Genomic DNA, 21,476 nt, shown 5'->3' with positions numbered 1-21,476 from the left:
TACTGCTCTTGCCTCGATTACTGGATTTTGCGTAGCGCGAATTGCCCGTCGCCAAGCTGCTCCAGTGTATATTCTTGTTGTTCTTGCGGGATATTATTAACAGGATTTTCCATTTTTGCGAGTGCTAAGCGCAGATTGTCGCGGATTGCGTCACTTTCGCCATTGTCCAGCGCGTAAGCCCGTTGAAAGACCTGCGCCGCTTCGGGGTACTCCTGTTTCTCCATCAGCAGAACGCCCAGATTATTCCATGCAACAGGCCAATCCGGATCGCCTTCCACAGCACGGCGCAGCAATTTCTCGGCCTGCCCTAAACGCCGCAACCCAAGATTGGCCGTACCCAGAGAGGTCAAGACCTGTGTCGTCATACCCTGGTCCAGCGCGGCGCGGGTAAAAGTATCAAGCGCCAGTTCGTATTCACCGGCAGTCATCAGCCGGTTTCCGACCTCGATATTGTCTTCTGCTTGTCCCCTGGGATCAACTCCCGGCGCATCCAGGCCGTTCGGCGACAGGCCTTCTGTGCAAGAAGCCACCATGGTGCAAACCACGGTGGCCTTAAGTATTCGGCGAAACCCGGACGGGAAGCACCAGAATTCAGCTTTCATAGGGTTTTATCATCCTGCGCGCCCGAAAGTTGAAATGACATTCGCCGACGGGCCGACCAGAATGATCAGCAGTGGCGGAACTGTCAGCATCATTGTGACAAGAGTCATCTTCGTAGGCAACTTGTTCGCAGCCTCCTCGGCGCGCATCACGCGTTTGTCACGCATCTCAGAGGCGTAAACCCGCAATGCTTCGGCAATGGATGTACCGAAAGTTGCCGACTGGATCATCACGGTGACGAATGAGTTTACGTCCTGTACGCCGCAGCGCACTCCGAAGTCGCGCAATACAGTGTCTTTGTCCTTACCGGCTTTCATCTCGTGTGCGACGGTTTCGAATTCCTGAGCGATATCGGGGTAGGAGGATTTCATTTCACCGGACACACGAACGATGGCCTGGTCCAGTGACTGTCCGGCCTCAACGCAGACCAGCATCAGGTCAAGCGTATCGGGAAAGCCTGCTGTAATTGCCTCTTTGCGTGCTTCGACCCGGCGTGTGATCCAGTATTTCGGGGCGAAATAACCAATTGCGGCTGGCACGAACACCCGGATCATCATTTGCTGACCGGTGAATTCCTGACCGTTTGAAAGGACCGTAATCAGCAGAACACCGACAACGATACCAATGATACCTAGCGAAAACTGCGCAAAGTGAAAGAACCGGACCGCATCTTTTGACCGATATCCCGCCTGACGCAGCTTCAGCTCAACCGCCGAATACTCTTCTTCGTTTTTCGGCTCCAGAAAAGTCGCGAATTTCTCAAGCTGCTCATTTCGACTGGAGTTTCGCAGTTGCTCTTTCTTGCTTTTTTTTGTTGCCCGCGGGGCCGCATTCGACCGCTGAAGTTTTTTCAGAGGATCTTCCGGCTGGCTCATGATCAGTGAGACAGCGACAAGAACCATGATCAGGCCAAGTACACCCACCACGATAAGGGGGCCGAACTCACCCAGGTGTTGAGTCAGCAGATCATTGATGTTGGTCAGAAATTCCATTGTGCTGCCCTCAGACCTTGATGTTGGTGATGATCTTCATGACGATCAGGTTCAGTGTCAGCAAAATGCCGACAACGAAACACGCAGGGATGAACCAGGGGTGGTCCAACACTTCGTCATAATACCCTGGGTCCTTGACCAGGATGAAAATCAGACACGCAATTGGGAAGCCAGACAGGAACTTGCCTGACCATTGTGCTTCGGCCGTGATTGCCTTGACACGCCGGAACAGGCGGAACCGCGCACGGATCACCTGTGCCAATCCAGCCAGAATTTCGGCCAGGTTACCACCGGACTGCTGCTGAATACCCACAGCAACCGCGAGGAACCGCAAATCCTGCATATCCAGACGTTCAGCCATATCCTTCAGCGCCTCGCCCACATCGCGACCATAGGCGCATTCATCCGCGATAACACCAAACTCGGTTCCCAGCGGATCCTGAACTTCGTTTGAAACAACCTGAATTGTCGAAACGAAAGGATTACCCACACGCAGCGAACGCACCATCAGCTCAACCGCGTCAGGCAGCTGCTCTTCGATCATTCCCATACGTTTCTTGGCCTTGTGGTTCACCCACGCGTAAACGCCGCCAATACCGATGGCGATTGAAATCGCGGCGCGCAGCGCTGTGTCTGTCGCGGTACCGATGCTCAGACCCACAAACGCCATGGCCGAGACCAGCGCCATGATCATGATCAGTTGACGGGGAGAAAACGCAATGGCGGCTTTTTGAGCCTTGTCAGCAAGCAGCGAATACAGAGGGATGCTCTGTGATTTCATGTGCTGCTGCATTTCCTTGCGCAGCTGCTCCAGGACCTGTTCGCGCCCGGCACCCTTTTCCAGCATGTCCAGACGCCGGTTGACCCGGCTGTTCAGACTGATGGATTTGCCGAACGCAACCAGATAGATGCCCTCGACCAGGGCAAGAACCCCCACAAAGATGGCGACATAGATGATCGCCTCCATAGGCAATTGCATACCCGGTTCTCCTACATTGTGGTTGGGTCGTAGATGGATGCGGGCAGATCAAAACCCCACAGACGGAAGCGTTCCGAATAGTGGCTGCGCACCCCAGTTGCCGTAAAGTGACCGATGATCTTGTTGTCAGGTGTCAGGCCAACACGTTGAAAACGAAAGATTTCCTGCATCGAAATCACGTCACCTTCCATACCGGTAATCTCGGTGATCGAGGTCATCCGGCGCGAGCCATCCTGCAATCGGCTGGCCTGAACGATTAGGTTCACAGCGCTTGCGATCTGGCTGCGGACGGCCTTAATGGGCATTTCGATGCCAGCCATCGCGATCATGTTCTCCAAACGTGAAATCCCGTCACGGGCCGAGTTCGCGTGGATCGTGGTCATCGAACCGTCGTGGCCAGTGTTCATGGCCTGCAACATGTCGATCACCTCGGCGCCGCGTGTCTCGCCGACGATGATGCGGTCAGGTCGCATACGCAGGGCGTTTTTCAGACAGTCGCGCGGGCTGACCTCACCTTTGCCTTCCACGTTAGGCGGTCGGCTTTCCATCCGGCCCACATGGGTTTGTTGCAGCTGAAGTTCCGCCGTATCCTCGATGGTCAGGATGCGTTCGGCATCGTCGATAAAGCTGGACAGAGCGTTGAGTGTGGTCGTTTTACCGGAACCGGTACCGCCCGACACGATGATATTAAGACGGGTTGATACGGCAGCCTGCAAATAGGCAGCCATTTCCTCGGTGAACGCACCGAAACTGACCAGATCATCAATACCCAGCTTGTCTTTTTTAAACTTACGAATCGAAACCAGAGACCCATCTACCGCGATAGGGGGCACCATGGCGTTGAATCGCGATCCATCGGCCAGTCGGGCGTCAACATAGGGGTTGGATTCATCAACACGACGGCCCACCGCAGACACGATCTTGTCGATGATCCGCATCAGGTGCTTTTCATCCTTGAACGTGATGTCGCTGATTTCCAGCTTACCAGCACGTTCCACGAATATCTGATGCGGTCCGTTGACCAGAATATCGTTGACCGTATCGTCCTGCAGCAGCGTCTCAAGCGGACCAAGACCCGTTACTTCGTCGTACAGTTCTTTGTTCAACTGCGATCGGTCATCGCGATTCAGAACGATGTTCCTGGTTTCCAGAACTTCGCTGGCGATTGCGCTGATTTCGGCTCGTAGCTCCGCTTCGGCTGCGGTCTCCAGAGCCGCCAGGTTCAGGTTCTCCAGCAACTCGCGATGCAGTTCGATCTTGATCTCACTCAACCGTTCCTTGCGTTTTCGATCACGATCGGCCCCGGCAACCTCGGCTGTTTTTTTCTGAGGTTTACGTACGACGGCCGTTGCTGCGGGGCTGGGGGCAGCTTGTGCGGCGGGTGCCGCCGTTTCGACCGGCTGCGCTGCCGCTTTAACGGGCTGCGCTGCTGGCTGTTTTTTATATCTTGAGAACACGGCGATCCCCCCTTGGGATGATGTTACGCAGCTTCAGCGCTGTTGCTGCCAAGGCTGTGAAGTGATTTCGCCAGCTTCGCGATTTCCCGGCGAAGCGGGTTCTTGGCGGCTGAATTGGCCAGCGGCAAACCATGGTCGCCACTTTGCATGACAGGCTTGCCCCCATCAGGCAGCAGCAGGTCAATTGAGATGCCAAGGCTTTCCCCCATGCGTTTCACGCGGCTTTTTCCATTCAGGTCGGTGAATTTTGGGGCCCGGTTCAGCGCAAAGCGCAGCTTGTTGAAGGGCAGTTCTTCGGCCTGCAACGCGCGCTTGAGGCGCAGGGCATTCTGAGCGGACCGCATGTCGAGTTCGATCATTGCAAAATACACATGTGCCGCCTGCAAGATCGTTTCCGACCACAAGACCAGCGTCTTGGGCATATCCACAACCACATAGTCGAAATGCGTGCGGGCCATGTCAATCACGCGCTGGATGTCTTCGGGCGTAATCAGGTCCAATGGCACCATGTCGGATGGCGCGGTCAGAACTTGCAGTTTTTCTTCATATGTTTGAAGGGCTTGCGAGAAAACCTCACTGTCCATCGAATCCGTGTCGGACAGCATTTCAAACACCGTCTCGCGACGCGCCAGGTCCAGATAGGTTGAAACCGTGCCGTATTGCAGATCCAGATCGATCAGACAGACGGACGGGGCATCCTTGTCCGATGCACAGGCCAGCTCCCAGGCCAGGTTTACCGCCAAAGTCGTGGAGCCCACGCCACCGGCAAGTCCCTGAACGACGAACAAAGCGCCTTCCTTTGATTCGCCATTTGCCAATGGAACAGCTGCGGCTTGTGCCATGACAACCGGATCGGGCTGCTTCATGCGTTCTACCGCTTCCTGCAATTCACCTTCCGGAAGCGGGTAGGGGACAAACTCGTCCGCGCCCTTGCGCAGCAGTTGGTGGAGCGAAGCAGGTGTGACGTCCTCGGCGATCAGGACGACCTTGATTTTCTTTTCCTTGGCCCGCGTGATGATTTCACCCATCAATGACAGGTTGTCTTCATCTTCCCCGTCGATTGCCAATGCAACGAATTCAAGCGCTTCGGCTTCTGGCTGGCTGAAAAAGGCCAGCGCTTCGGCAAAACCCAAGTCGCCCCAGCGCTCGCCCAGAATGGTTTCCATGTCTTCAATCAGAAGATCAAAATTCTGGACATCCCGGCTTATGGTGCAGGCCAGGATTGCAGAAGTTTCGTCTTGCGGCGTTGCGCTGGTCATAAACACTATCCTCGTCGTGAGGGCTCAGCATGTCATATGAACGAATTCCGCCAGATTGATGTGCTGTCGCCCCAATACGGTCAAATTTGGCCGCAGGTCACCCTATTTTTCACAATGTTGCTTTGAAGTTGGGCAAGAATTGGGCGCAAAAGAACCAATTGTAGGGAAATGGGCGACGATGTCGCCCATTCTGCTTGTATTATCCACCAATGCCTGCGGCACTAGTTGGCCGTATCTGTTGTTGATACGTTCTCGATCACGCTCTTCCACGTCGCACTTTCAACGTATTCGCGATAGATGATGTTCGCGTATTTTCCGTCGAGCAGTTGCGGGTGACGGTCAACAAAGCCAGAAACTTCCGTTACCGTCCGACGGTTGCGGCGATCCCGATTCGGTGTAGCGATCAACGGTTGCGTTTTTCCAAAGGATACAACGGCTTCAAGACGTGAACGCGAGATGCCTTGTCGTTCAAGGAACGCGACGACGGCCTGTGCGCGGCGTAGCCCAAGGCTTTTGTTGTAGCTCGTTGAACCTACGGCATCTGTATGTCCGTAAACCCGGAATCTGGCTTCGGGGAACTGTTTGATCCAGTCAGCCTGCTGCAACAGTATGCTTTGCGCTGATGCGTCCAGTTGCGAACTGTTGAAGGCAAAGTTCACTTGGCTGGGTACATCTGCGGCAAATCTGCGGCCGAGAATCTGAGCATAGGTCAATTCGCCGTTTTGAACCTGTATATTGTTCAATGTCGCGTTTCCGAAGGTTCCGGCATCGATCTCGTATCCGACCTCGCGCGTACATGCGGCAACGGCGACCGTAAGACCCAGTGTGATGATCCACTTCTGCATTGGTCCTATCCTCCTGATCAATCTAGGACGTAGCCGTACGAGCTGCCAAAATTCTGTTTGGCAACTTCGGATGCTCCGCCGGCTCCGGGACGCTGTGTACGAGCAACCCGACCATTCGCGAACAGGTCAAATTCGCTGGGCGGTTTGACACGATCGGTGGGAAGGGCTAGCGCCTCGCCACGCGTCGGCGTCACCAGATGCGCCGTGATGATGATGACAAGTTCACTTTGTTCACGCTGATAATCAGCGCTGCGGAACAAGGCCCCCAGAACCGGCACATCTCCCAGCCACGGCACTTGGTTGACCTGATCCACAAAGTTGTCCTGAAGCAGTCCAGCGATGGCAAAGCTTTCCCCGTCGCGCAACTCTATTGTGGTCTTGGCTTGCCGCACGATAAAGCTGGGAACGGTGTCTCCATTAATTGTGAAGTTCGTGCTGGTGTCGATGCTCGAAACTGATGTGCCCATTTCAAGATTGATCAGGTCGCCGTCAACAACCCGCGGAATGAAGTTCATATTGACACCGAAGGGTTTGTACTCGATTGCCACGACACCGTCGTCTTGCGGCACCGGAATCGGAACCTCACCACCAGCCAGGAACGTTGCTTCCTGCCCGGACAGAGCCGAAAGGTTCGGTTCAGCAAGGTTGCGTACAAGGCCCTTCGACTCGAGGGCTTGCAGCAGCAAGTTGACCTGAGCTGATCCGACCCCGAAGCCAAACAACAAGACACCATTTTCCACGGTGACAGGGGGAACAAGGTTCTGCGGGTTGAAACCACCGACAAAATCAGTGCCCGCAATTGAAAGCGTTGAAGAAAGCTCTTTTGCGACTGAGCGATTCATCTCGGCGAAGCGTACTTTCAGCATAACTTGCTGCACGCCACCCACGGACATCAGATTCGAAACACGTTCCGGCGCGTACCGTTCAGCCAATTCAAGTGCGCGGGCCAGTTTGGCCGCGCTTGAAACCGTGCCAGACAGTACGATGCCGTCATTGGCGGTGCGTACTTCGATTTGCTCGCTTGGCAGGATCTGACGCAGACGCTCTTTAAATTCGGTTACATCGGGCGAGACCCGGACACGTACGTTGGCCAGCAGATTTCCGGCGCCATCGAACAGTGTCAGTGTGGTCAGGCCAGGGGCCTTACCCAAAACATAGATTGTGCGATCCGAAAGCGAAGAGATATCCGCAATGCCTGCGTTGGCAATGCTGAGCTCTGCAAACGGTTGTTCGCTTTCCACAACAATCGCGCGGTTCATCGGAACGTCCAGCGTTTCCACTGTGCCCTTTTTTACCACGCGAAGGGTTTCAGCCCAGGCGGCATCGCCGACCGGGCCCATAACAAGCGACAACCCCAGCAGGGTTGCGCTGATCCAGGAACGTATTGTCATGTGACCTGCCTCTCCGATCACGCCTCATTTTTTGGGTCTTTTGCCCTATGTGCTAAGAGACTGCGCGAAATCCGAATTTATTGCAATAATCAATGGTTTCTGGAATTTTCCTTATGTGGAGAATTGGCAACAACAATAAGAAAAGAGCCGCATCAGGGATGCGGCTCCAATCTTGTAACACTCTGAATTGGCGTCAGTTTGTACAGGGGATAGGCACGTTGACAATCTCGCCGCCGCGTCTGATGCGTGTCGTGCAAACCTGTTCAACTTCTTTTTCGGGTTCCGGTGCGGCTGCCGTAATTCCAAGCAGTTTGCGCTGATCCACCTCGATTGCCGACGCAACTGAGTCATCCTGCACCCCAACAAGGGCCAGCGACAGGCGACCGGTGTTCTGCGCCTGCGCCAGCGCAGCAACCTGTTCCGGTGTGGCTGCGACCGTAACTGTGCGTGCAATCGTTGCACTTGCGACGTCCGAACCAGCGGTCTGGTCGACGGCGATGAGCTGAACGTTGGTTTCGATCAGTTTGGTGATGCCGCCAGAATTCCCTTCTACCGTTCCGCTCGATCCGGTCCAGTAGATGTCGACATTATCGCCGGGGCGCAGGAATCCTGAAACACCAGAGGCCACGTCAACGCTAATCGCAAAGGCCCGCATACCTCTTTCAAGACGAGAGGTCAAACCGGCCGATTCGCCAGGTTGTGTGATCTTGACCTCCATGATCGCCTCATCCTTTTCCATGGTCCTCAGAACATAACGCTCATTGGCGCCTCTTTCGGGAAAGAGCACAGCGAGATCAGAGAATGTACCTGCGGGAATCGCGTTTTCCGGCCAGTCTACGGCGCGAATGTCCTCCTGCGTCAGGCGTTCACCGTATTTCAGCGCACGATTTGAAACGTAAACGGTTACCGTTGGAATGACATCGACTTTGGCATTGGCCAGCGCTTCTTCTGCCGCTTGTTTCTGCCGCGCCAATTCGCTTTGATAAGCCGCAATATAGTTGCGCGCCATGTAAACGGCGCCCCCAGCCAGAGCAACGCCGACAATCAGGACAAGTCCGAATACCGCTCGCATACATGCACCTCTTTCTTATTTAGCCGGATACTAAGCGGCCAAAGGGCCACTTTGAAACAGCCCAAGTGTTAAATGTAAATTGTGTCGAAATGTGGGACAAAAATGTCTGCTTGTTAGATTCTGCGTCAGCTTTCGCACAATTCCGCAAAACGACTGCTGTCATTTCCTTCCGGCAGGCCAGACGAAGAACAGCGAAACAAACGCCGCGCCCCAAAAGGTCGCCGCGTTTATTTGCCCTACACGTTCGCCAACAAGCTCAGGAAGGCGCGTGAATGTGAAAACTCGCTATGGTTCAGTTGGTTCCCGCTGTGACGAGACCGCCAGGCCCGGTGTTCGAGCCGGTGCTGACAACAGAGGAACTCATGGCTTGGTTGATGTTACCGCCGATACCATCAACACTTGAGCTGATGACGAGGTAGGTCGCGCTTGACAGACCGATGAGCACTGCGGTCAAAACCACCCAGTCAACGGTCACCGCTCCTGCTTCGTCCGATTTGAAGCGAGTAAGGAACTTTAGCATCTACTTATCTCCAATACGACAATTCAGTGTTTCCCATAACGTCGCCCAACAGTGGTTCGTTCGGATGGCGGAAATCAGGCCAAAAGTTGATTTTGGTGGAAATATCTAAGATTCTGCACTTTTTCACGGGCTCTTTGGTGCGCAAAGACCTGCAAATTGGGCGTGATCAATTCGGTGACGCTCGCGGCGTGGCGCGCGGGGTAGGACTGTCAAACTCTATTCTTGGAGATATTGAAAGACCTCTGAACGAAAAAAGCCGCGCCTGAATGGCGCGGCCTCGAAATCTTGCTCAAGCAGAAGCTTAGCTGCCGCCGTTGGTGCCTGCAGTTGTGATACCGCCGGTTGCGGTGTTGCTGCCGGTGCTCAGCGATGCGCCGTTCAGCGCAGAGTTCACGTCGCCTGCCAGGCCGGTCGCGCCAGCCGAAATCTGCTGGTATGCAACGGCTGCCAGGCCGATGACTGCTGCGGTCAGAACAACCCAGTCAACTGTTACTGCGCCGTCTTCGTCTTTGCGGAAGTTCTTGATGAACTTGATCATGTTACGTCCCTCCTAAAGGATCAAAAAGAGTTTAACAAACCTCGGCGTTCTTCAGAGCTTTCTCTCTCAGGCCGCTCATGTCCGTCTCGGTATGGATTAATGTTTGCCTGTTGTGCGTGGCAGGAATTGGGCCAAACACAGATTTTTTTTCGTGCGGCTTAACTTTTTGGTCACTAAATGCGCAAATCATTGTAAATAAAATAAAAAAAAATTCTTTGATCCGCGCCAAGAGCTCCACAGCGGTGCAAATTTACGCCAAATGAGGCGAAATTGCCCCAATTCGCTTTGTTTTTCTGGCTTTGGGCGAAGATTCGCGGTTCAAATCGCGTAAAAAGAATACATGAGGCAGGCACATGACTCTCCGGAACGCACTTCAATGCGCCGGTGTACTGGCGTTTCTACTATCTGGTGTCGCACCGGGGTATGCGACCGAGGTTGAGCCGCGCGGAGTTTACAAGCGGATCAAAGCGCCCAAGCCGGGTGAGCGTCCTCGCGTGACCATTCAGATCACACCCGAGGAACACGCGGCCAAGCCCTCAGCCCCCAGCACAGGGGTGGAGCTGGTGGTTCCAGAAATCATAGCAAGAACCAAAGTGGTTCAGCCCACAGTGCCAGGAATCGGTGCCGCGCCTGACCCTAAAGGGTCGTACAAGGCATTCTGGGACCGCATTTCACCGCACATTGATGAAGGCGGGGCCGGGCGGCTTGATGCTGCAATAAACGCGCTGGCGGCGACGAATGTTAGATCACCCCGGCTGCAATCGCTGCAAGACATAGCGAAAGAACGTGGGATCGAGATTTTGCGATCAACCGTGGGAACCAATGTGTCGCCAGCTCTGGTGCTGGCTGTGATTTCGGTTGAATCGGCCGGTCGCGCGGATGCCGTCAGTTCGGCCGGTGCACAGGGTCTTATGCAGTTAATGCCCGCCACAGCTGCCCGCTTTGGAGTTAAGGACAGTCTGCAACCCTCGCAGAACATTGCCGGGGGTGTGAAGTACCTCAACTGGCTGATGGAAGAGTTCGGAAATGATCCGATCTTGGTTCTGGCCGGTTACAACGCTGGTGAGGGGGCTGTGCGTAAACACAGCGGCGTGCCGCCTTATGCCGAAACCCGAGACTATGTGCCCAAGGTTCTGGCCGCTTTCCAGATCGCGCGGGCTTTGTGCGCGACACCGCCGGATCTGATTTCAGATGGGTGCGTGTTCCAGACCTCAAACTGAAAAAGGCCCGCCTCGTTCCGGCGGGCCTTTTCTTTTGTTCAGCCGACGATTGTCGCTTCGGTCGCAGCGCGCATTTCGTCTTCACTGACACCTTCTGCCAGTTCAACGATCCTCAATCCGCCCTCGACCACGTCCAGAACGCCAAGATTGGTGATGATGCGATCCACGACGCCCTTGCCGGTCAGTGGCAGAGTGCATTCCTTCAGGACCTTGCTTTCACCGTGCTTGTTGGTGTGGTCCATAACCACGATCACGCGCCCAACGCCTGCAACCAGATCCATGGCACCGCCCATGCCTTTCACCAGCTTGCCAGGAATCATCCAGTTTGCCAGGTCGCCTTTCTCATCCACTTCCATGGCACCCAGGATCGCAGCAGCGATCTTGCCGCCCCGGATCATCGCAAAGGACGTAGCGCTGTCGAAATAGGCGGTGCGGGACAGTTCGGTGATTGTCTGTTTGCCCGCGTTGATCAGGTCCGGGTCTTCTTCACCCTCGTACGGGAAGGGACCCATACCCAGCATTCCGTTTTCGGATTGCAGAGTGATGTCCTTGTCGCCCACATAGTTCGCCACCAGCGTCGGAATACCGATGCCGAGGTTCACATACATGCCGTCGTCCAGTTCCTCTGCCGCGCGTGCGGCCATTTGATTGCGGTCCCAGGGCATTATGCGTCCTCCTTCTTGCGGGTGGTGCGCTGTTCGATGCGCTTTTCATGATCGCCCTGAATGATGCGATGCACATAGATGCCGGGCAGGTGGATCTTGTCCGGGTCCAGTGAGCCGCGCGGAACAATCTCTTCCACTTCGGCCACGCAGATCTTGCCGCAGGTGGCTGCGGGCACATTAAAGTTGCGGGCGGTCTTGCGGAACACCAGATTGCCGGTGTCGTCAGCTTTCCAGGCCTTGACGATGGCCAGATCGGCGAAGATTCCTTCCTCAAGGATGTAGGTCTCGCCGTTGAAATCCTTGTGCTCTTTCCCTTCCGCAATCACGGTGCCGACGCCCGTCTTGGTGTAGAAACCGGGAATACCGGCCCCACCGGCGCGCATCCGTTCGGCCAGTGTTCCTTGCGGGTTGAATTCCAGTTCCAGCTCACCGCTCAGATACTGGCGCATGAATTCGGCGTTTTCGCCCACATACGAGCTGATCATCTTTTTGACCTGCTTGGTCTGCAACAGGATGCCGATGCCGAAATCGTCCACACCGGCGTTATTCGACGCAAAGCTCAGGTCTTTGACGCCCGAATCCCTGATGGCAGCAAGCAACAGTTCGGGAATGCCGCACAGGCCAAACCCGCCCGCGGCAATCAGCATGCCATCCGTCAGCACCCCATCGAGTGCCTCGGCGGCATTGGCATAGACTTTCTTCATGGAAAACTCCCCCAATGACATGGTGATGGGCAGGTTTTGCCGCCACGTCATGGGGAAGTCAATGAAACCAGAAGGTTCAGGTATTTCTACGGTAGTTCAGCTTACAATAGTGTCAGTCGGCGATCAGGATTCCGCAGGCGATGCGCCCCCCGGCACCGCCAATGGGTTGGCTAATGTGATCGTCGCCAGCTTCGTGGATGATGAAAGTTGACCCGTCCGCATCCAGCAATGCGCTCCCGTCACCCTCAAGTGAAACAAGGTTTGTAAAGGCCTCCATCTCGCCCACACCATCCTGTCCCACATATAGATTGGGCAGATCGCCGGGCTCGGGGCCCTCAGGGTTCAGCAGCCCATGTGCGCCTTCAACTTTGCCAACATGGCCTTGGGCCGTCTTGAACCCTTCACCGGCCTCGCAGACACCATGGCTGTGCAGGTGTAACCCATGTTTTCCCGGCGGCAGGTCAGTGACGCGTACGTGCAGCAGAACACCATTGGGCCCTTGCGTCGCCTTCGCCTGACCAATGACGTCGCCTTGCGCGTTGATGATTTCGGCTGTGGCAGATTTGACGTGATGCGCGGCCTGGCCCTGCGTGGCAGCCGCAACGCCTATCGCCGCAACAAGAATGGCGGTTCTGAACATGTCTCAACTCCTTTACTGATCAACGCAATCCTGTATCGCGTCAGTCCATAAACACGCAGGCCGGTTCCTTTATTCAGAAACCGGCCTGCGCGCTTTGTGACATGTCCCGGTCAAACGTCCGGATTATTCAGCCGCTTTCTTTGCTGTCTTCTTCGCGGCTGCCTTCTTTTGGGGTGCAGCCTTTTTTTTGGTGCCTTTCTTGGATGCGCGCTCATTGACCAGTTCTATGGCCATTTCCTGCGTCAGCTCTTCGGGCTTGATGTCTTTCGGGATGGTCGCGTTGACCTTTTCCCATTTTACATATGGCCCGTACCGTCCGTCCAGAACCTGCATCGCGCCGCCGTCTGGATGCTCGCCCAGGTCTTTCAAAGCTTTTGCCGCGGCGCGCCCGCGTCCGCCGGGATTGGCCCGTTTCTCGGCCAAAAGCTCAACGGCGCGGTTCATACCGATTTCGAACACATCGTTTGGGTCTTTGAGATTGGCATAGACCGGCTTGGCTTCATCGGCCAGCTGATGCATCAGATAGGGGCCAAAACGCCCGAAGTTCGCTGTGATCATGCCGCCTTCGGGGTGTTCACCGATCTGACGGGGCAGGGACAGAAGCGTCAGCGCCTTGTCCAGATCCATGTCATCCTTGCTCCAGCCGCGTGGAAGCGAGGAGCGCGGCGGCTTTTTGTTCTCGGGCGTGGGTTCGCCTCGCTGGACATACGGCCCAAAGCGACCGGATTTCAGCCAGATCTCATCCCCGGCGTCTTCGCCCAGCAATTGTTCGTCGCCTTCCGCGCCTTCACCGGCGATGGGCCGTGTATAGTTGCACTCCGGATAATTGCCGCAGCCCACGAACCCGCCAGTGCGCGAGGTTTTCAAGTGCAATTGCCCCAAACCGCATTTCGGGCAGATGCGCGGGTCGGACCCGTCCTCACGCGGGGGGTAAAGCTGTGGCGCCAATGCTTCGTCCAGCTTGTCCAGCACTTCCGAGATGCGCAGTTCGGATGTTTCGCCAATCGCTGCCGAGAAATCGCGCCAGAACTTGCCCAGCAGATCCTTGTAGTCACGATCACCGGCGCTGACGTCATCCAGTTGCTCTTCCAGATTCGCGGTGAACTCGTAGCCAACATACTGGCGGAAGAAATTCAGCAGAAAGATAGTGACGATCCGGCCCTTTTCCTCGGGGATCAGCCGGTTCTTGTCCTTGCGCACATATTCGCGGTCCTGAATCGTGGTCACGATCGAGGCATAGGTCGACGGACGTCCGATCCCCAACTCCTCCATCCGCTTGACCAAAGTGGCCTCGGTATAGCGCGGCGGCGGTTGCGTGTGATGCTGCAACGCCAGAACGGCTTCGTTATCTGCCATGATTGCGGCTTTGTCCGACTCGCTGGTGGCCTTGGCAAACTGATCGCGCAACGTAGTTTTGGAAAAGCGCGCGGGGTCGCCCTGCATGATCTGCGGCAGGCGTTTTTCGTCATCATCGGCGACATCATCGCGGCCTTCCTCATAGACGCGCATGAATCCGTCGAACAATACCACCTGACCGGTGGCACGCAGACCGACTTGACCGTCATCACTGCCAATCTCGACCGTGGTGCGCTCTAACCGTGCTGCTGCCATCTGGCAGGCAATCGTCCGTTTCCAGATCAGATCATAAAGCTTGCGCTGATCTTCATCCGTGACCTTCAGCGCCTTTGCATCACGCGTCATATCCGTGGGGCGGATACACTCGTGTGCTTCCTGCGCGTTTTTGGCCTTGTTTTTGTACATACGCGGGCTGTCCGGCACATACTCTGCACCGTATCGATCCGCGATGGTGTCGCGCGTTGCCGTCACGGCCTCGGGGGCCATGTCGATCCCGTCGGTTCGCATATAGGTAATGTATCCGGCCTCATAGAGGCGCTGCGCCACCTGCATCGCGTGGCGCGCGCCCATGCCGAATTTGCGGCTGGCCTCCTGTTGCAGGGTCGAAGTCATGAACGGCGCGCTTGGATTGCGCGCGGCGGGCTTGGCTTCAACCGAAGTCACACGCAGCGCGCGGCTGGTGACGGCCTGAACCGCCAGTTCGGCCTGTGTTGCGTTGGTCAGATCGTGCTTGTCCAGTTTCTTGCCCGCCAACGTGACCAGCCGCGCCTCATAGTTTTGACCACGCGGTGTCTCGAACAGGGCCCGGACCGACCAGTACTCGACCGGCTTGAACGCTTCGATCTCCATCTCACGCTCGACGATCAGGCGCAGACAGACCGATTGCACCCGACCTGCGGATTTTGCACCGGGCAGTTTGCGCCACAGAACCGGTGACAGGTTGAAGCCAACAAGGTAATCCAAGGCGCGGCGCGCCAGATACGCTTCGACCAGGGGCATATCGACATCGCGCGGGTTCTTCATCGCCTCGGTCACCGCCTCTTTGGTGATGGCGTTGAAGGTCACCCGGCTGACCGGTGTATCTTTCTTGATCGAGCGGCGCTTGGTCAGCGCTTCCTGCAAGTGCCAACTGATCGCCTCGCCCTCACGATCAGGGTCGGTGGCGAGGATCAGCGCGTTGTCTTCTTTCAGCGCGTCGGCGATGGCCTTTACATGTTTGCGGCTGTCATTGCCCACTTCCCATGTCATGCAAAATCCATGGTCCGGATCGACCGATCCGTCCTTTGGCGGCAGGTCCCGCACATGGCCGTAAGAGGCCAGAACGGTGTAGTCAGGGCCGAGATACTTATTGATTGTTTTTGCTTTGGCCGGAGATTCTACAACAACTACGGGCATTTAAGGGGAAACCTCGCTCGACGAATGTGGCGCCTTTTATGGTGGTGCAAAATGTGTGGGGCAAGCGGGGATTGTCAATGCGTTCCTTTGGCAGGCGGAAAAGCGACGTGATTTCAGCGTGATACCCGCGCTGGCTGGCAGGCAGAGCGTTCGGCTGGGCAATCTTGCCTTCCATCCAAATCAGCCTGCCAGAGACAACAACCCGCCCGGCTGTCGCTGGATTCGTCCGTCCAGTTCAAGGTCGACCAGCGCTGGCCCCAGATCCCCTGCCGAGGCCGCAATATCGCGCAGCAACTGATCTTCGGCGATGGGGGAAGGTCCCAGCCGCTCAAGGATTTGCGCCTGCAAATCCTGTGCGGCAGACCGTGGCTGCTTGGTAGGTGGCAGCTCGGGTTCGGCAAAGATCGGATCACCGTGCCGTGGCAGGGCTTCGACAACGTCGTCCGCCGACCGAACCAGCGTTGCACCGTCCCGAATCAAAAGGTTGCACCCGGCAGCGCGGGCGTCGAACGGGTGGCCGGGCACGGCCAGAACCTCGCGCCCCTGATCCAGGGCGTCACGCGCCGTGATCAGGCTGCCGGATTTGGCGGCTGCCTCAACCACCACGACAGCTTGGGCCAGGCCCGAGATGATACGGTTGCGGCGCGGAAAATGCCTGGCCTGAGGTGTCACGCCCATCGGCTGTTCCGACAGCCGCAGTCCCTTGGTTGCAATATTATGCGCCAGTTCCGTGTTCTCGGCCGGGTAAATGACATCAACACCACCCGCCATGACGGCAACTGTGCCGGTGTCCAGCGACGCCATATGCGCCGCCGTATCAATACCGCGCGCCAGACCCGAAACAATCACATGTCCCTTTTCGCCCAAGGCGCGCGCCAGACCACGCGCCATCCGCGCGCCCAACGAGGAACAGTTGCGCGCGCCCACCATCGCAATCGCCGGTTTCTGCAACAGCGACACATCCCCGATGGCCCAAAGCAGAGGCGGGGCATCGGATAGGTCGTTCAATGCGTCGGGGAAATCCGCGGACCCAAGGCACAAAAGCCGCGCTTTGGCGGCTTGTGCGGCCCTGAGTTCCGCCTCGATCACGCCGGGGGGGCAGGTTTCATACCGTTCTATTCCGGCGGCGCGTGCCATTTCAGGCAGCGCGGCCAGCGCGTTCTGCGCCGAGCCATGTTCGCGCATCAGCCGACGAAACGTCGCCGGGCCGACCTTGCGCGAGCGCAACAGGCGAAGCCACGAAAACCGTTCCTCTTCCGTGGTGGGTGGGAGTGGGGGGTGATTGGAAGAAAGCTGCTCTTCGGTCATCCGTTGCTCCGCCTGATTGCAGAACTGGTTTACGGGACAGGGGGTTAACAGCCTCTGAATCGCAGATAATTAGCAGCGATTTATCTGTATTTCTCGGGGAATGCACCGGTTAAGTGTCTGAAAGTAAATAAAAGAAAACTTACCAACCGGCGCTCAAATTAATAGCGCCGGTTGGAAAGCTGTCGAATCAAAGTGGCGTATGGTTAACCCTGCGCCTGCCGTTGCGCTTCTCTTCCGACTCAGGCTGCCGACCCGCCGACAGTCAGCCCGTCCATCAGCACTGTCGGTTGACCCACACCCACTGGCACCCATTGACCGTCCTTGCCGCAGGTGCCCATACCCGGATCCAATGCCATATCATTGCCAAGGCCGCGGATACGTTTCAACGCCGAAGGCCCGTCGCCGATCAGCGTGGCCCCTTTGACAGGCGCTCCGATCTTGCCGTTTTCGACCCGATACGCCTCGGTACACGAGAAAACGAACTTGCCGTTGGTGATGTCGACCTGGCCGCCTCCGAATCCAACCGCCCAGATGCCGTCTTTAATATCTGCCACCAATGCTGCCGGATCAGCTTCGCCTCCCAACATGATCGTATTTGTCATGCGGGGCATTGGCTTGTGCGCATAGCTTTGCCGCCGCCCGTTGCCCGTGGGCGCAACGCCCATCAGCCGGGCGTTTTGTCGATCCTGCATATAGCCGGTCAGGATGCCATCCTCGATCAGCACGGTGCGTGAGCTGGGCGTGCCCTCATCATCCACAGTGATCGAGCCGCGACGGTCGGCAATCGTGCCGTCATCCACCACGGTCACGCCCTTGGATGCAATCTGTTGCCCCATCAGCCCGGCAAAGGCCGAGCTTCCCTTGCGGTTGAAATCGCCCTCTAGCCCGTGACCGATGGCTTCGTGCAGCAAAATACCGGGCCAGCCGGGGCCAAGTGCAACCTCCATCACGCCGGCCGGCGCGGGAACCGCGTCCAGATTGACCAACGCGATGCGCAGGGCTTCGCGCGCCTTGGCCTGCCAGTCGGCCGGGTCGATCAGCCCCCTTAGGCCAACCCGCCCGCCGCCACCGGCCGATCCGCTTTCGCGCCGCCCGTCCTGTTCAACAATGACCGAGACATTCACGCGCGTCATGGGGCGCACGTCACGCACCATCACACCATCGGGTCGCAGAATTTCCACCTCCTGCACGGCGGCTGCGATCATTGCGCTAACCTGAACCACCCGCGGATCCAGGTCGCGGGCAAAGGCGTCAATCTCCCGCAGGGTTTCGATTTTCACCGGGAAGGCGGCAGATTCGATTGGGTCTTCGTCCGTGTACAAGCGCGTATTCGTGGGCCGGGGGGCTTCGGCGAGCGTTCCGCCTCCATCGCCAACCGCCAGTCGCGCGGTCTCGGCAGCACGTTTCAGCGCGGCTATCGATACATCAGTCGAATGCGCGTACCCCGCCACTTCGCCCTGAACGGCGCGCAGACCAAACCCCTCGGATGCGTCATAAGACGCGGTGCGAAGACGCCCGTCGTCAAACACCAGAGATTCGGATTTCCGACGCTCGACAAACAGCTCTCCATCCTCGGCCCCGTCCGTTGCCGAACGCAATATGGCCAGTGCTTCATCTTGCGGCAGGGCGCTCTCAAAGGGGCGAAACGGGGCTTCAGGCATGGGTAGCGACCTTTCGGGTTTGATCCAGATCAAAAATAGCGTCTGTTTGACGCAAGCATTTTGCTTTATCTACCCGCTGGAATATGGTTTTTAACGCGGCCAAAGACAACGGGAGAGGTGCGACCGATTCACACCTTTCCGTCAGGGACGCAAAGATCAAACGATCAGGACAGAACATGAAGAATGCTTTGATGCTTTCAGGGTTTATGACAGCCCTCTCCAGCCTACCCGCCATGGCTCAGGAGCTTGAGATTATTGGCAAGCCGGTAGACGGCGGCATGGGCTTTCAGCCCGCGGCCACCAGCCTTGCCACAGGAATCCAGAAGCTGGACAGCATGATTCTTGTGATCATCACCGCGGTCTGTCTGCTGGTTGCAGCTTTGCTGGTCTATTGCATCGTGCGCTACAATCAGCGCGCAAATCCGACCCCGGCACGTTTCTCGCACTATACCCCTGTTGAAATCGCCTGGACCCTGGGTCCGATCTTGATTCTGGTGTTTATTGGCGCGTTCTCGTTGCCAGTTCTTTTCAAACAGCAGGAAATCCCGGAAGGTGACATCACCATCAAAGTCGTCGGCAACCAGTGGTACTGGACCTACGAATATGTTGATCACGATTTCGCATTCGACAGCTATCTGCTGGGCCATCCGGCGACCCTGGACGAGGGCGCACGCCCCGCAGATGCGGATGTAACGCCGTTTGTTCTGGATGACGCAATGCGCGCCAAGCTGATCGATGCAGGCTACAGCGATGATGAATGGCTGCTGGCCACGGACACCGCAGTAGTCGTTCCGGTCGGCAAGGTCATCGTGATGCAGGTGACTGCATCCGACGTGATCCACTCGTGGACCATCCCGGCCTTTGGCGTAAAGCAGGACGGTGTGCCCGGACGTCTGGCCGAGCTGTGGTTTCAGGCCGACAAGGAAGGCATCTATTTTGGTCAGTGTTCGGAACTGTGTGGCAAGGACCACGCCTATATGCCGATTACCGTCAAGGTCGTAAGCCAGGAAGTCTATGACGAATGGCTGCAGGGCGCGATCGAAGAATACGCGGGCCTGCCGCAAAGCTATCAGGTCGCCTCGAACTGAGCGCGATAGGGGCGGGTTGAACCCCGTCTGACACAAAACTCAGACTGCGCGGGCGATCCGCGCAGTTTTCGCCCCAAAAGGACCGGAAATGACCGACGCAAGCATCAATGCCAGCACAGTGACCGCCCGGGCGGACGAGGCCGGCTTTGGCGATTACTTCGCCCTGCTGAAGCCGCGCGTGATGTCGCTGGTCGTGTTCACGGCATTGGTCGGTTTGTTGGCGGCGCCTGTTCCTGTCCATCCCTTCGTCGGTTTTTGCGCCATCCTGTTCATCGCTATCGGCGGCGGAGCATCAGGCGCGCTGAACATGTGGTGGGACGCGGATATCGACCGTGTCATGAAGCGCACCAAGTCCCGCCCGATCCCTTCTGGCAAGGTCGAGGAAGGCGAGGCGCTGGCCGTTGGTCTGGCTCTGTCGGGTCTGTCGGTGATCATGCTGGGCCTTGCGACCAACTGGTTCGCAGGCGCGTTTCTGGCCTTCACCATCTTCTTCTATGTTGTCGTCTACACGATGTGGCTGAAGCGTTCGACGCCGCAGAACATCGTGATCGGTGGCGCAGCTGGCGCGTTCCCTCCGGTGATTGGCTGGGTGGCCGCCACGGGATCGATGTCGGTCGAGCCTTGGCTGATGTTTGCCCTGACCTTCATGTGGACGCCGCCGCATTTCTGGGCGCTGGCCCTGTTCATGCGCTCGGACTATGACGACGCGGGCGTGCCGATGCTGACCGTCACCCACGGTCGCCGGGCGACACGTGTCCATATCCTAGTCTATACAGCACTGCTGGCCCTGCTGGCCGTCGGAACTGCATTTTCGGGCATTGGCGGCCCGATCTATCTGACCGTTGCATTGGTTCTGAACATCCTGTTCCTGCGGGGCGCGTGGAAAATCTCGCGCCGGACCGAGGACGATTCCGAGGCCGATAACTTCAAGGTCGAACGCGGTTTCTTCAAGCTGTCGCTGCTGTATCTGTTCCTGCATTTCGGTGCCGTTCTGGCCGAAGCCTTGCTAAAACCCTATGGTCTGGGGGGATGGTCATGAGCCTTCGCAAAGACCACGAGCTGCATCAGCGCCGGTTCAGCCGCAATCTGGGTGTGGGCCTGACGCTGGCTGCCTTTATCGTGATTATCTTTGGCCTGACCATCGTCAAGGTCTCGGGCACTGATTTCAACAGGGCGACGCAAGAGGTTCAGAACTGATGGCGTTGTCCGGTCCTCAGAAAACGGTTGTCCAGACCGTCGGCGTGGTTGTCCTGATGGGCAGTCTCGCCTGGGCATCGGTGCCGTTTTACAACTGGTTCTGCCGGGTGACCGGATTTGGCGGCACCACTGGTGTTGCCGAAACCGCCCCCGATACCATTCTGGATCGCACAGTTACCATCCGCTTTGACGCGTCCAAGGCCAAGGATATGGAATGGGAGTTCAAGCCGGTCGTGCGCGAGATGGATGTGCGCATCGGCGAAACCGGCCTCGCCTTTTACGAGGCCTATAACCCGACAGACCGCCCCATTGCCGGGCAGGCGTCTTACAACGTGGCCCCCTATTCTGCGGGTGGGTATTTCCAGAAGATTGCCTGTTTCTGCTTTGAAGAGCAGGTGCTGCAACCTGGCGAACGCGTTGAGATGCCAGTGACGTTCTTCGTCGACCCGGAAATGGTCGAGGATCTTGAAGCCAAGTATGTTCATACGATCACGCTGTCGTATACATTCTACGAAATTGACCTGCCCGAGGGCTATGCCGCCCTCGATGCGCAGGCAGATACAAACACGAACTAACGCCTGTAGGTGAG

General features: G+C 56.9%; 21 protein-coding genes. 5 read left to right on the top strand and 16 right to left on the bottom strand.

Features of this window, described 5'->3' with window-relative positions; all coding sequences use genetic code 11:
- Positions 1 to 17: 17 nt before the first annotated feature.
- The 10 genes from ACR0BF_RS00740 to ACR0BF_RS00695 form a co-directional block, all read right to left on the bottom strand.
- Positions 18 to 602 (bottom strand): tetratricopeptide repeat protein, encoded by a 585-nt coding sequence (locus ACR0BF_RS00740; protein ID WP_480624069.1) that lies wholly within the window; start codon positions 600 to 602, stop codon positions 18 to 20.
- A gap of 9 nt (positions 603 to 611) precedes the next feature.
- A complete protein-coding gene (locus tag ACR0BF_RS00735) occupies positions 612 to 1,592 on the bottom strand; it encodes a type II secretion system F family protein (RefSeq protein WP_480604995.1) in 981 nt (326 codons plus the stop codon).
- Between the two features lie 10 nt (positions 1,593 to 1,602).
- A complete protein-coding gene (locus tag ACR0BF_RS00730) occupies positions 1,603 to 2,571 on the bottom strand; it encodes a type II secretion system F family protein (RefSeq protein WP_480518841.1) in 969 nt (322 codons plus the stop codon).
- An 11-nt stretch (positions 2,572 to 2,582) separates the two neighbouring features.
- The gene (locus ACR0BF_RS00725; protein WP_480473713.1) at positions 2,583 to 4,028 is read right to left on the bottom strand and encodes a TadA family conjugal transfer-associated ATPase; all 1,446 of its coding nucleotides are present in this window, start codon (positions 4,026 to 4,028) and stop codon (positions 2,583 to 2,585) included.
- 23 nt (positions 4,029 to 4,051) lie between these two features.
- Complete coding sequence (locus ACR0BF_RS00720; protein WP_480473712.1) at positions 4,052 to 5,287, bottom strand: CpaE/TadZ family protein; 1,236 nt, start codon at positions 5,285 to 5,287, stop codon at positions 4,052 to 4,054.
- A gap of 221 nt (positions 5,288 to 5,508) precedes the next feature.
- On the bottom strand, positions 5,509 to 6,132 hold the full coding sequence (locus ACR0BF_RS00715; protein WP_480554477.1) for an OmpA family protein: 624 nt from the start codon (positions 6,130 to 6,132) through the stop codon (positions 5,509 to 5,511).
- Between the two features lie 17 nt (positions 6,133 to 6,149).
- Positions 6,150 to 7,523, bottom strand: coding sequence for a type II and III secretion system protein family protein (locus ACR0BF_RS00710; protein WP_480624068.1), 1,374 nt, complete (start codon positions 7,521 to 7,523; stop codon positions 6,150 to 6,152).
- 193 nt (positions 7,524 to 7,716) lie between these two features.
- On the bottom strand, positions 7,717 to 8,595 hold the full coding sequence (gene cpaB / locus ACR0BF_RS00705) for a Flp pilus assembly protein CpaB (protein ID WP_480604990.1): 879 nt from the start codon (positions 8,593 to 8,595) through the stop codon (positions 7,717 to 7,719).
- Positions 8,596 to 8,887: 292 nt separating this feature from the next.
- Positions 8,888 to 9,115, bottom strand: coding sequence for a hypothetical protein (locus ACR0BF_RS00700; RefSeq protein WP_480518852.1), 228 nt, complete (start codon positions 9,113 to 9,115; stop codon positions 8,888 to 8,890).
- Positions 9,116 to 9,416: 301 nt separating this feature from the next.
- Complete coding sequence (locus ACR0BF_RS00695) at positions 9,417 to 9,653, bottom strand: Flp family type IVb pilin (protein WP_480624067.1); 237 nt, start codon at positions 9,651 to 9,653, stop codon at positions 9,417 to 9,419.
- Positions 9,654 to 10,006: 353 nt separating this feature from the next.
- On the opposite strand from ACR0BF_RS00695, the gene ACR0BF_RS00690 reads away from it, so the two are divergent.
- Positions 10,007 to 10,873, top strand: a complete 867-nt coding sequence (locus ACR0BF_RS00690) for a lytic transglycosylase domain-containing protein (RefSeq protein WP_480518854.1) — start codon at positions 10,007 to 10,009, stop codon at positions 10,871 to 10,873.
- A 38-nt stretch (positions 10,874 to 10,911) separates the two neighbouring features.
- On the opposite strand, the gene ACR0BF_RS00685 is transcribed toward ACR0BF_RS00690, so the two are convergent.
- From ACR0BF_RS00685 to tldD, 6 genes are all read right to left on the bottom strand, one after another.
- Positions 10,912 to 11,538 carry a 3-oxoacid CoA-transferase subunit B gene (locus ACR0BF_RS00685; RefSeq protein WP_480473704.1) on the bottom strand — a complete coding sequence of 209 codons (627 nt, stop codon included), beginning with the start codon at positions 11,536 to 11,538 and terminating at the stop codon, positions 10,912 to 10,914.
- A complete protein-coding gene (locus ACR0BF_RS00680; protein ID WP_209505579.1) occupies positions 11,538 to 12,242 on the bottom strand; it encodes a CoA transferase subunit A in 705 nt (234 codons plus the stop codon). The genes ACR0BF_RS00685 and ACR0BF_RS00680 overlap by 1 nt, the downstream gene beginning before the upstream one ends.
- 112 nt (positions 12,243 to 12,354) lie before the next feature.
- Entirely contained in the window at positions 12,355 to 12,882 is a 528-nt protein-coding gene (locus ACR0BF_RS00675) for a superoxide dismutase family protein (RefSeq protein WP_480554473.1), read from the bottom strand.
- A 123-nt stretch (positions 12,883 to 13,005) separates the two neighbouring features.
- Positions 13,006 to 15,633 carry a type I DNA topoisomerase gene (topA, locus tag ACR0BF_RS00670; protein ID WP_480624066.1) on the bottom strand — a complete coding sequence of 876 codons (2,628 nt, stop codon included), beginning with the start codon at positions 15,631 to 15,633 and terminating at the stop codon, positions 13,006 to 13,008.
- A gap of 180 nt (positions 15,634 to 15,813) precedes the next feature.
- Positions 15,814 to 16,941 (bottom strand): DNA-processing protein DprA, encoded by a 1,128-nt coding sequence (gene dprA, locus ACR0BF_RS00665; protein WP_480624065.1) that lies wholly within the window; start codon positions 16,939 to 16,941, stop codon positions 15,814 to 15,816.
- Positions 16,942 to 17,180: 239 nt separating this feature from the next.
- Positions 17,181 to 18,602, bottom strand: a complete 1,422-nt coding sequence (tldD, locus tag ACR0BF_RS00660; RefSeq protein ID WP_480624064.1) for a metalloprotease TldD — start codon at positions 18,600 to 18,602, stop codon at positions 17,181 to 17,183.
- Between the two features lie 176 nt (positions 18,603 to 18,778).
- Between tldD and coxB the strand changes: the two genes are divergently transcribed.
- The 4 genes from coxB to ACR0BF_RS00640 all read left to right on the top strand — a co-directional run bounded on the left by coxB (position 18,779) and on the right by ACR0BF_RS00640 (position 21,462).
- Positions 18,779 to 19,690 (top strand): cytochrome c oxidase subunit II, encoded by a 912-nt coding sequence (coxB, locus tag ACR0BF_RS00655; protein WP_480473697.1) that lies wholly within the window; start codon positions 18,779 to 18,781, stop codon positions 19,688 to 19,690.
- An 88-nt stretch (positions 19,691 to 19,778) separates the two neighbouring features.
- Positions 19,779 to 20,729, top strand: a complete 951-nt coding sequence (cyoE, locus tag ACR0BF_RS00650; protein ID WP_480518862.1) for a heme o synthase — start codon at positions 19,779 to 19,781, stop codon at positions 20,727 to 20,729.
- The gene (locus ACR0BF_RS00645) at positions 20,726 to 20,887 is read left to right on the top strand and encodes a hypothetical protein (RefSeq protein WP_267363054.1); all 162 of its coding nucleotides are present in this window, start codon (positions 20,726 to 20,728) and stop codon (positions 20,885 to 20,887) included. The genes cyoE and ACR0BF_RS00645 overlap by 4 nt, the downstream gene beginning before the upstream one ends.
- Positions 20,887 to 21,462, top strand: coding sequence for a cytochrome c oxidase assembly protein (locus tag ACR0BF_RS00640; protein WP_480484379.1), 576 nt, complete (start codon positions 20,887 to 20,889; stop codon positions 21,460 to 21,462). The genes ACR0BF_RS00645 and ACR0BF_RS00640 overlap by 1 nt, the downstream gene beginning before the upstream one ends.
- The last annotated feature ends 14 nt before the right edge of the window (positions 21,463 to 21,476 follow it).

The sequence above is a fragment of the Ruegeria sp. AG7 genome, from assembly GCF_056541545.1.
Note: the sequence above shows the minus strand (reverse complement) of the source record. Positions and strands in the feature narration are given on the sequence as shown.

Bases quoted from the DNA above. Each gene is read 5' to 3' on its own strand.
- ACR0BF_RS00740 (WP_480624069.1), bottom strand. From the start codon at position 602: ATGAAAGCTGAATTCTGGTGCTTCCCGTCCGGGTTTCGCCGAATACTT.
- ACR0BF_RS00735 (WP_480604995.1), bottom strand. From the start codon at position 1,592: ATGGAATTTCTGACCAACATCAATGATCTGCTGACTCAACACCTGGGT.
- ACR0BF_RS00730 (WP_480518841.1), bottom strand. From the start codon at position 2,571: ATGCAATTGCCTATGGAGGCGATCATCTATGTCGCCATCTTTGTGGGG.
- ACR0BF_RS00720 (WP_480473712.1), bottom strand. From the start codon at position 5,287: ATGACCAGCGCAACGCCGCAAGACGAAACTTCTGCAATCCTGGCCTGC.
- ACR0BF_RS00715 (WP_480554477.1), bottom strand. From the start codon at position 6,132: ATGCAGAAGTGGATCATCACACTGGGTCTTACGGTCGCCGTTGCCGCA.
- ACR0BF_RS00710 (WP_480624068.1), bottom strand. From the start codon at position 7,523: ATGACAATACGTTCCTGGATCAGCGCAACCCTGCTGGGGTTGTCGCTT.
- cpaB (WP_480604990.1), bottom strand. From the start codon at position 8,595: ATGCGAGCGGTATTCGGACTTGTCCTGATTGTCGGCGTTGCTCTGGCT.
- ACR0BF_RS00700 (WP_480518852.1), bottom strand. From the start codon at position 9,115: ATGCTAAAGTTCCTTACTCGCTTCAAATCGGACGAAGCAGGAGCGGTG.
- ACR0BF_RS00695 (WP_480624067.1), bottom strand. From the start codon at position 9,653: ATGATCAAGTTCATCAAGAACTTCCGCAAAGACGAAGACGGCGCAGTA.
- ACR0BF_RS00690 (WP_480518854.1), top strand. From the start codon at position 10,007: ATGACTCTCCGGAACGCACTTCAATGCGCCGGTGTACTGGCGTTTCTA.
- ACR0BF_RS00685 (WP_480473704.1), bottom strand. From the start codon at position 11,538: ATGCCCTGGGACCGCAATCAAATGGCCGCACGCGCGGCAGAGGAACTG.
- ACR0BF_RS00680 (WP_209505579.1), bottom strand. From the start codon at position 12,242: ATGAAGAAAGTCTATGCCAATGCCGCCGAGGCACTCGATGGGGTGCTG.
- ACR0BF_RS00675 (WP_480554473.1), bottom strand. From the start codon at position 12,882: ATGTTCAGAACCGCCATTCTTGTTGCGGCGATAGGCGTTGCGGCTGCC.
- topA (WP_480624066.1), bottom strand. From the start codon at position 15,633: ATGCCCGTAGTTGTTGTAGAATCTCCGGCCAAAGCAAAAACAATCAAT.
- dprA (WP_480624065.1), bottom strand. From the start codon at position 16,941: ATGACCGAAGAGCAGCTTTCTTCCAATCACCCCCCACTCCCACCCACC.
- tldD (WP_480624064.1), bottom strand. From the start codon at position 18,602: ATGCCTGAAGCCCCGTTTCGCCCCTTTGAGAGCGCCCTGCCGCAAGAT.
- coxB (WP_480473697.1), top strand. From the start codon at position 18,779: ATGAAGAATGCTTTGATGCTTTCAGGGTTTATGACAGCCCTCTCCAGC.
- cyoE (WP_480518862.1), top strand. From the start codon at position 19,779: ATGACCGACGCAAGCATCAATGCCAGCACAGTGACCGCCCGGGCGGAC.
- ACR0BF_RS00645 (WP_267363054.1), top strand. From the start codon at position 20,726: ATGAGCCTTCGCAAAGACCACGAGCTGCATCAGCGCCGGTTCAGCCGC.
- ACR0BF_RS00640 (WP_480484379.1), top strand. From the start codon at position 20,887: ATGGCGTTGTCCGGTCCTCAGAAAACGGTTGTCCAGACCGTCGGCGTG.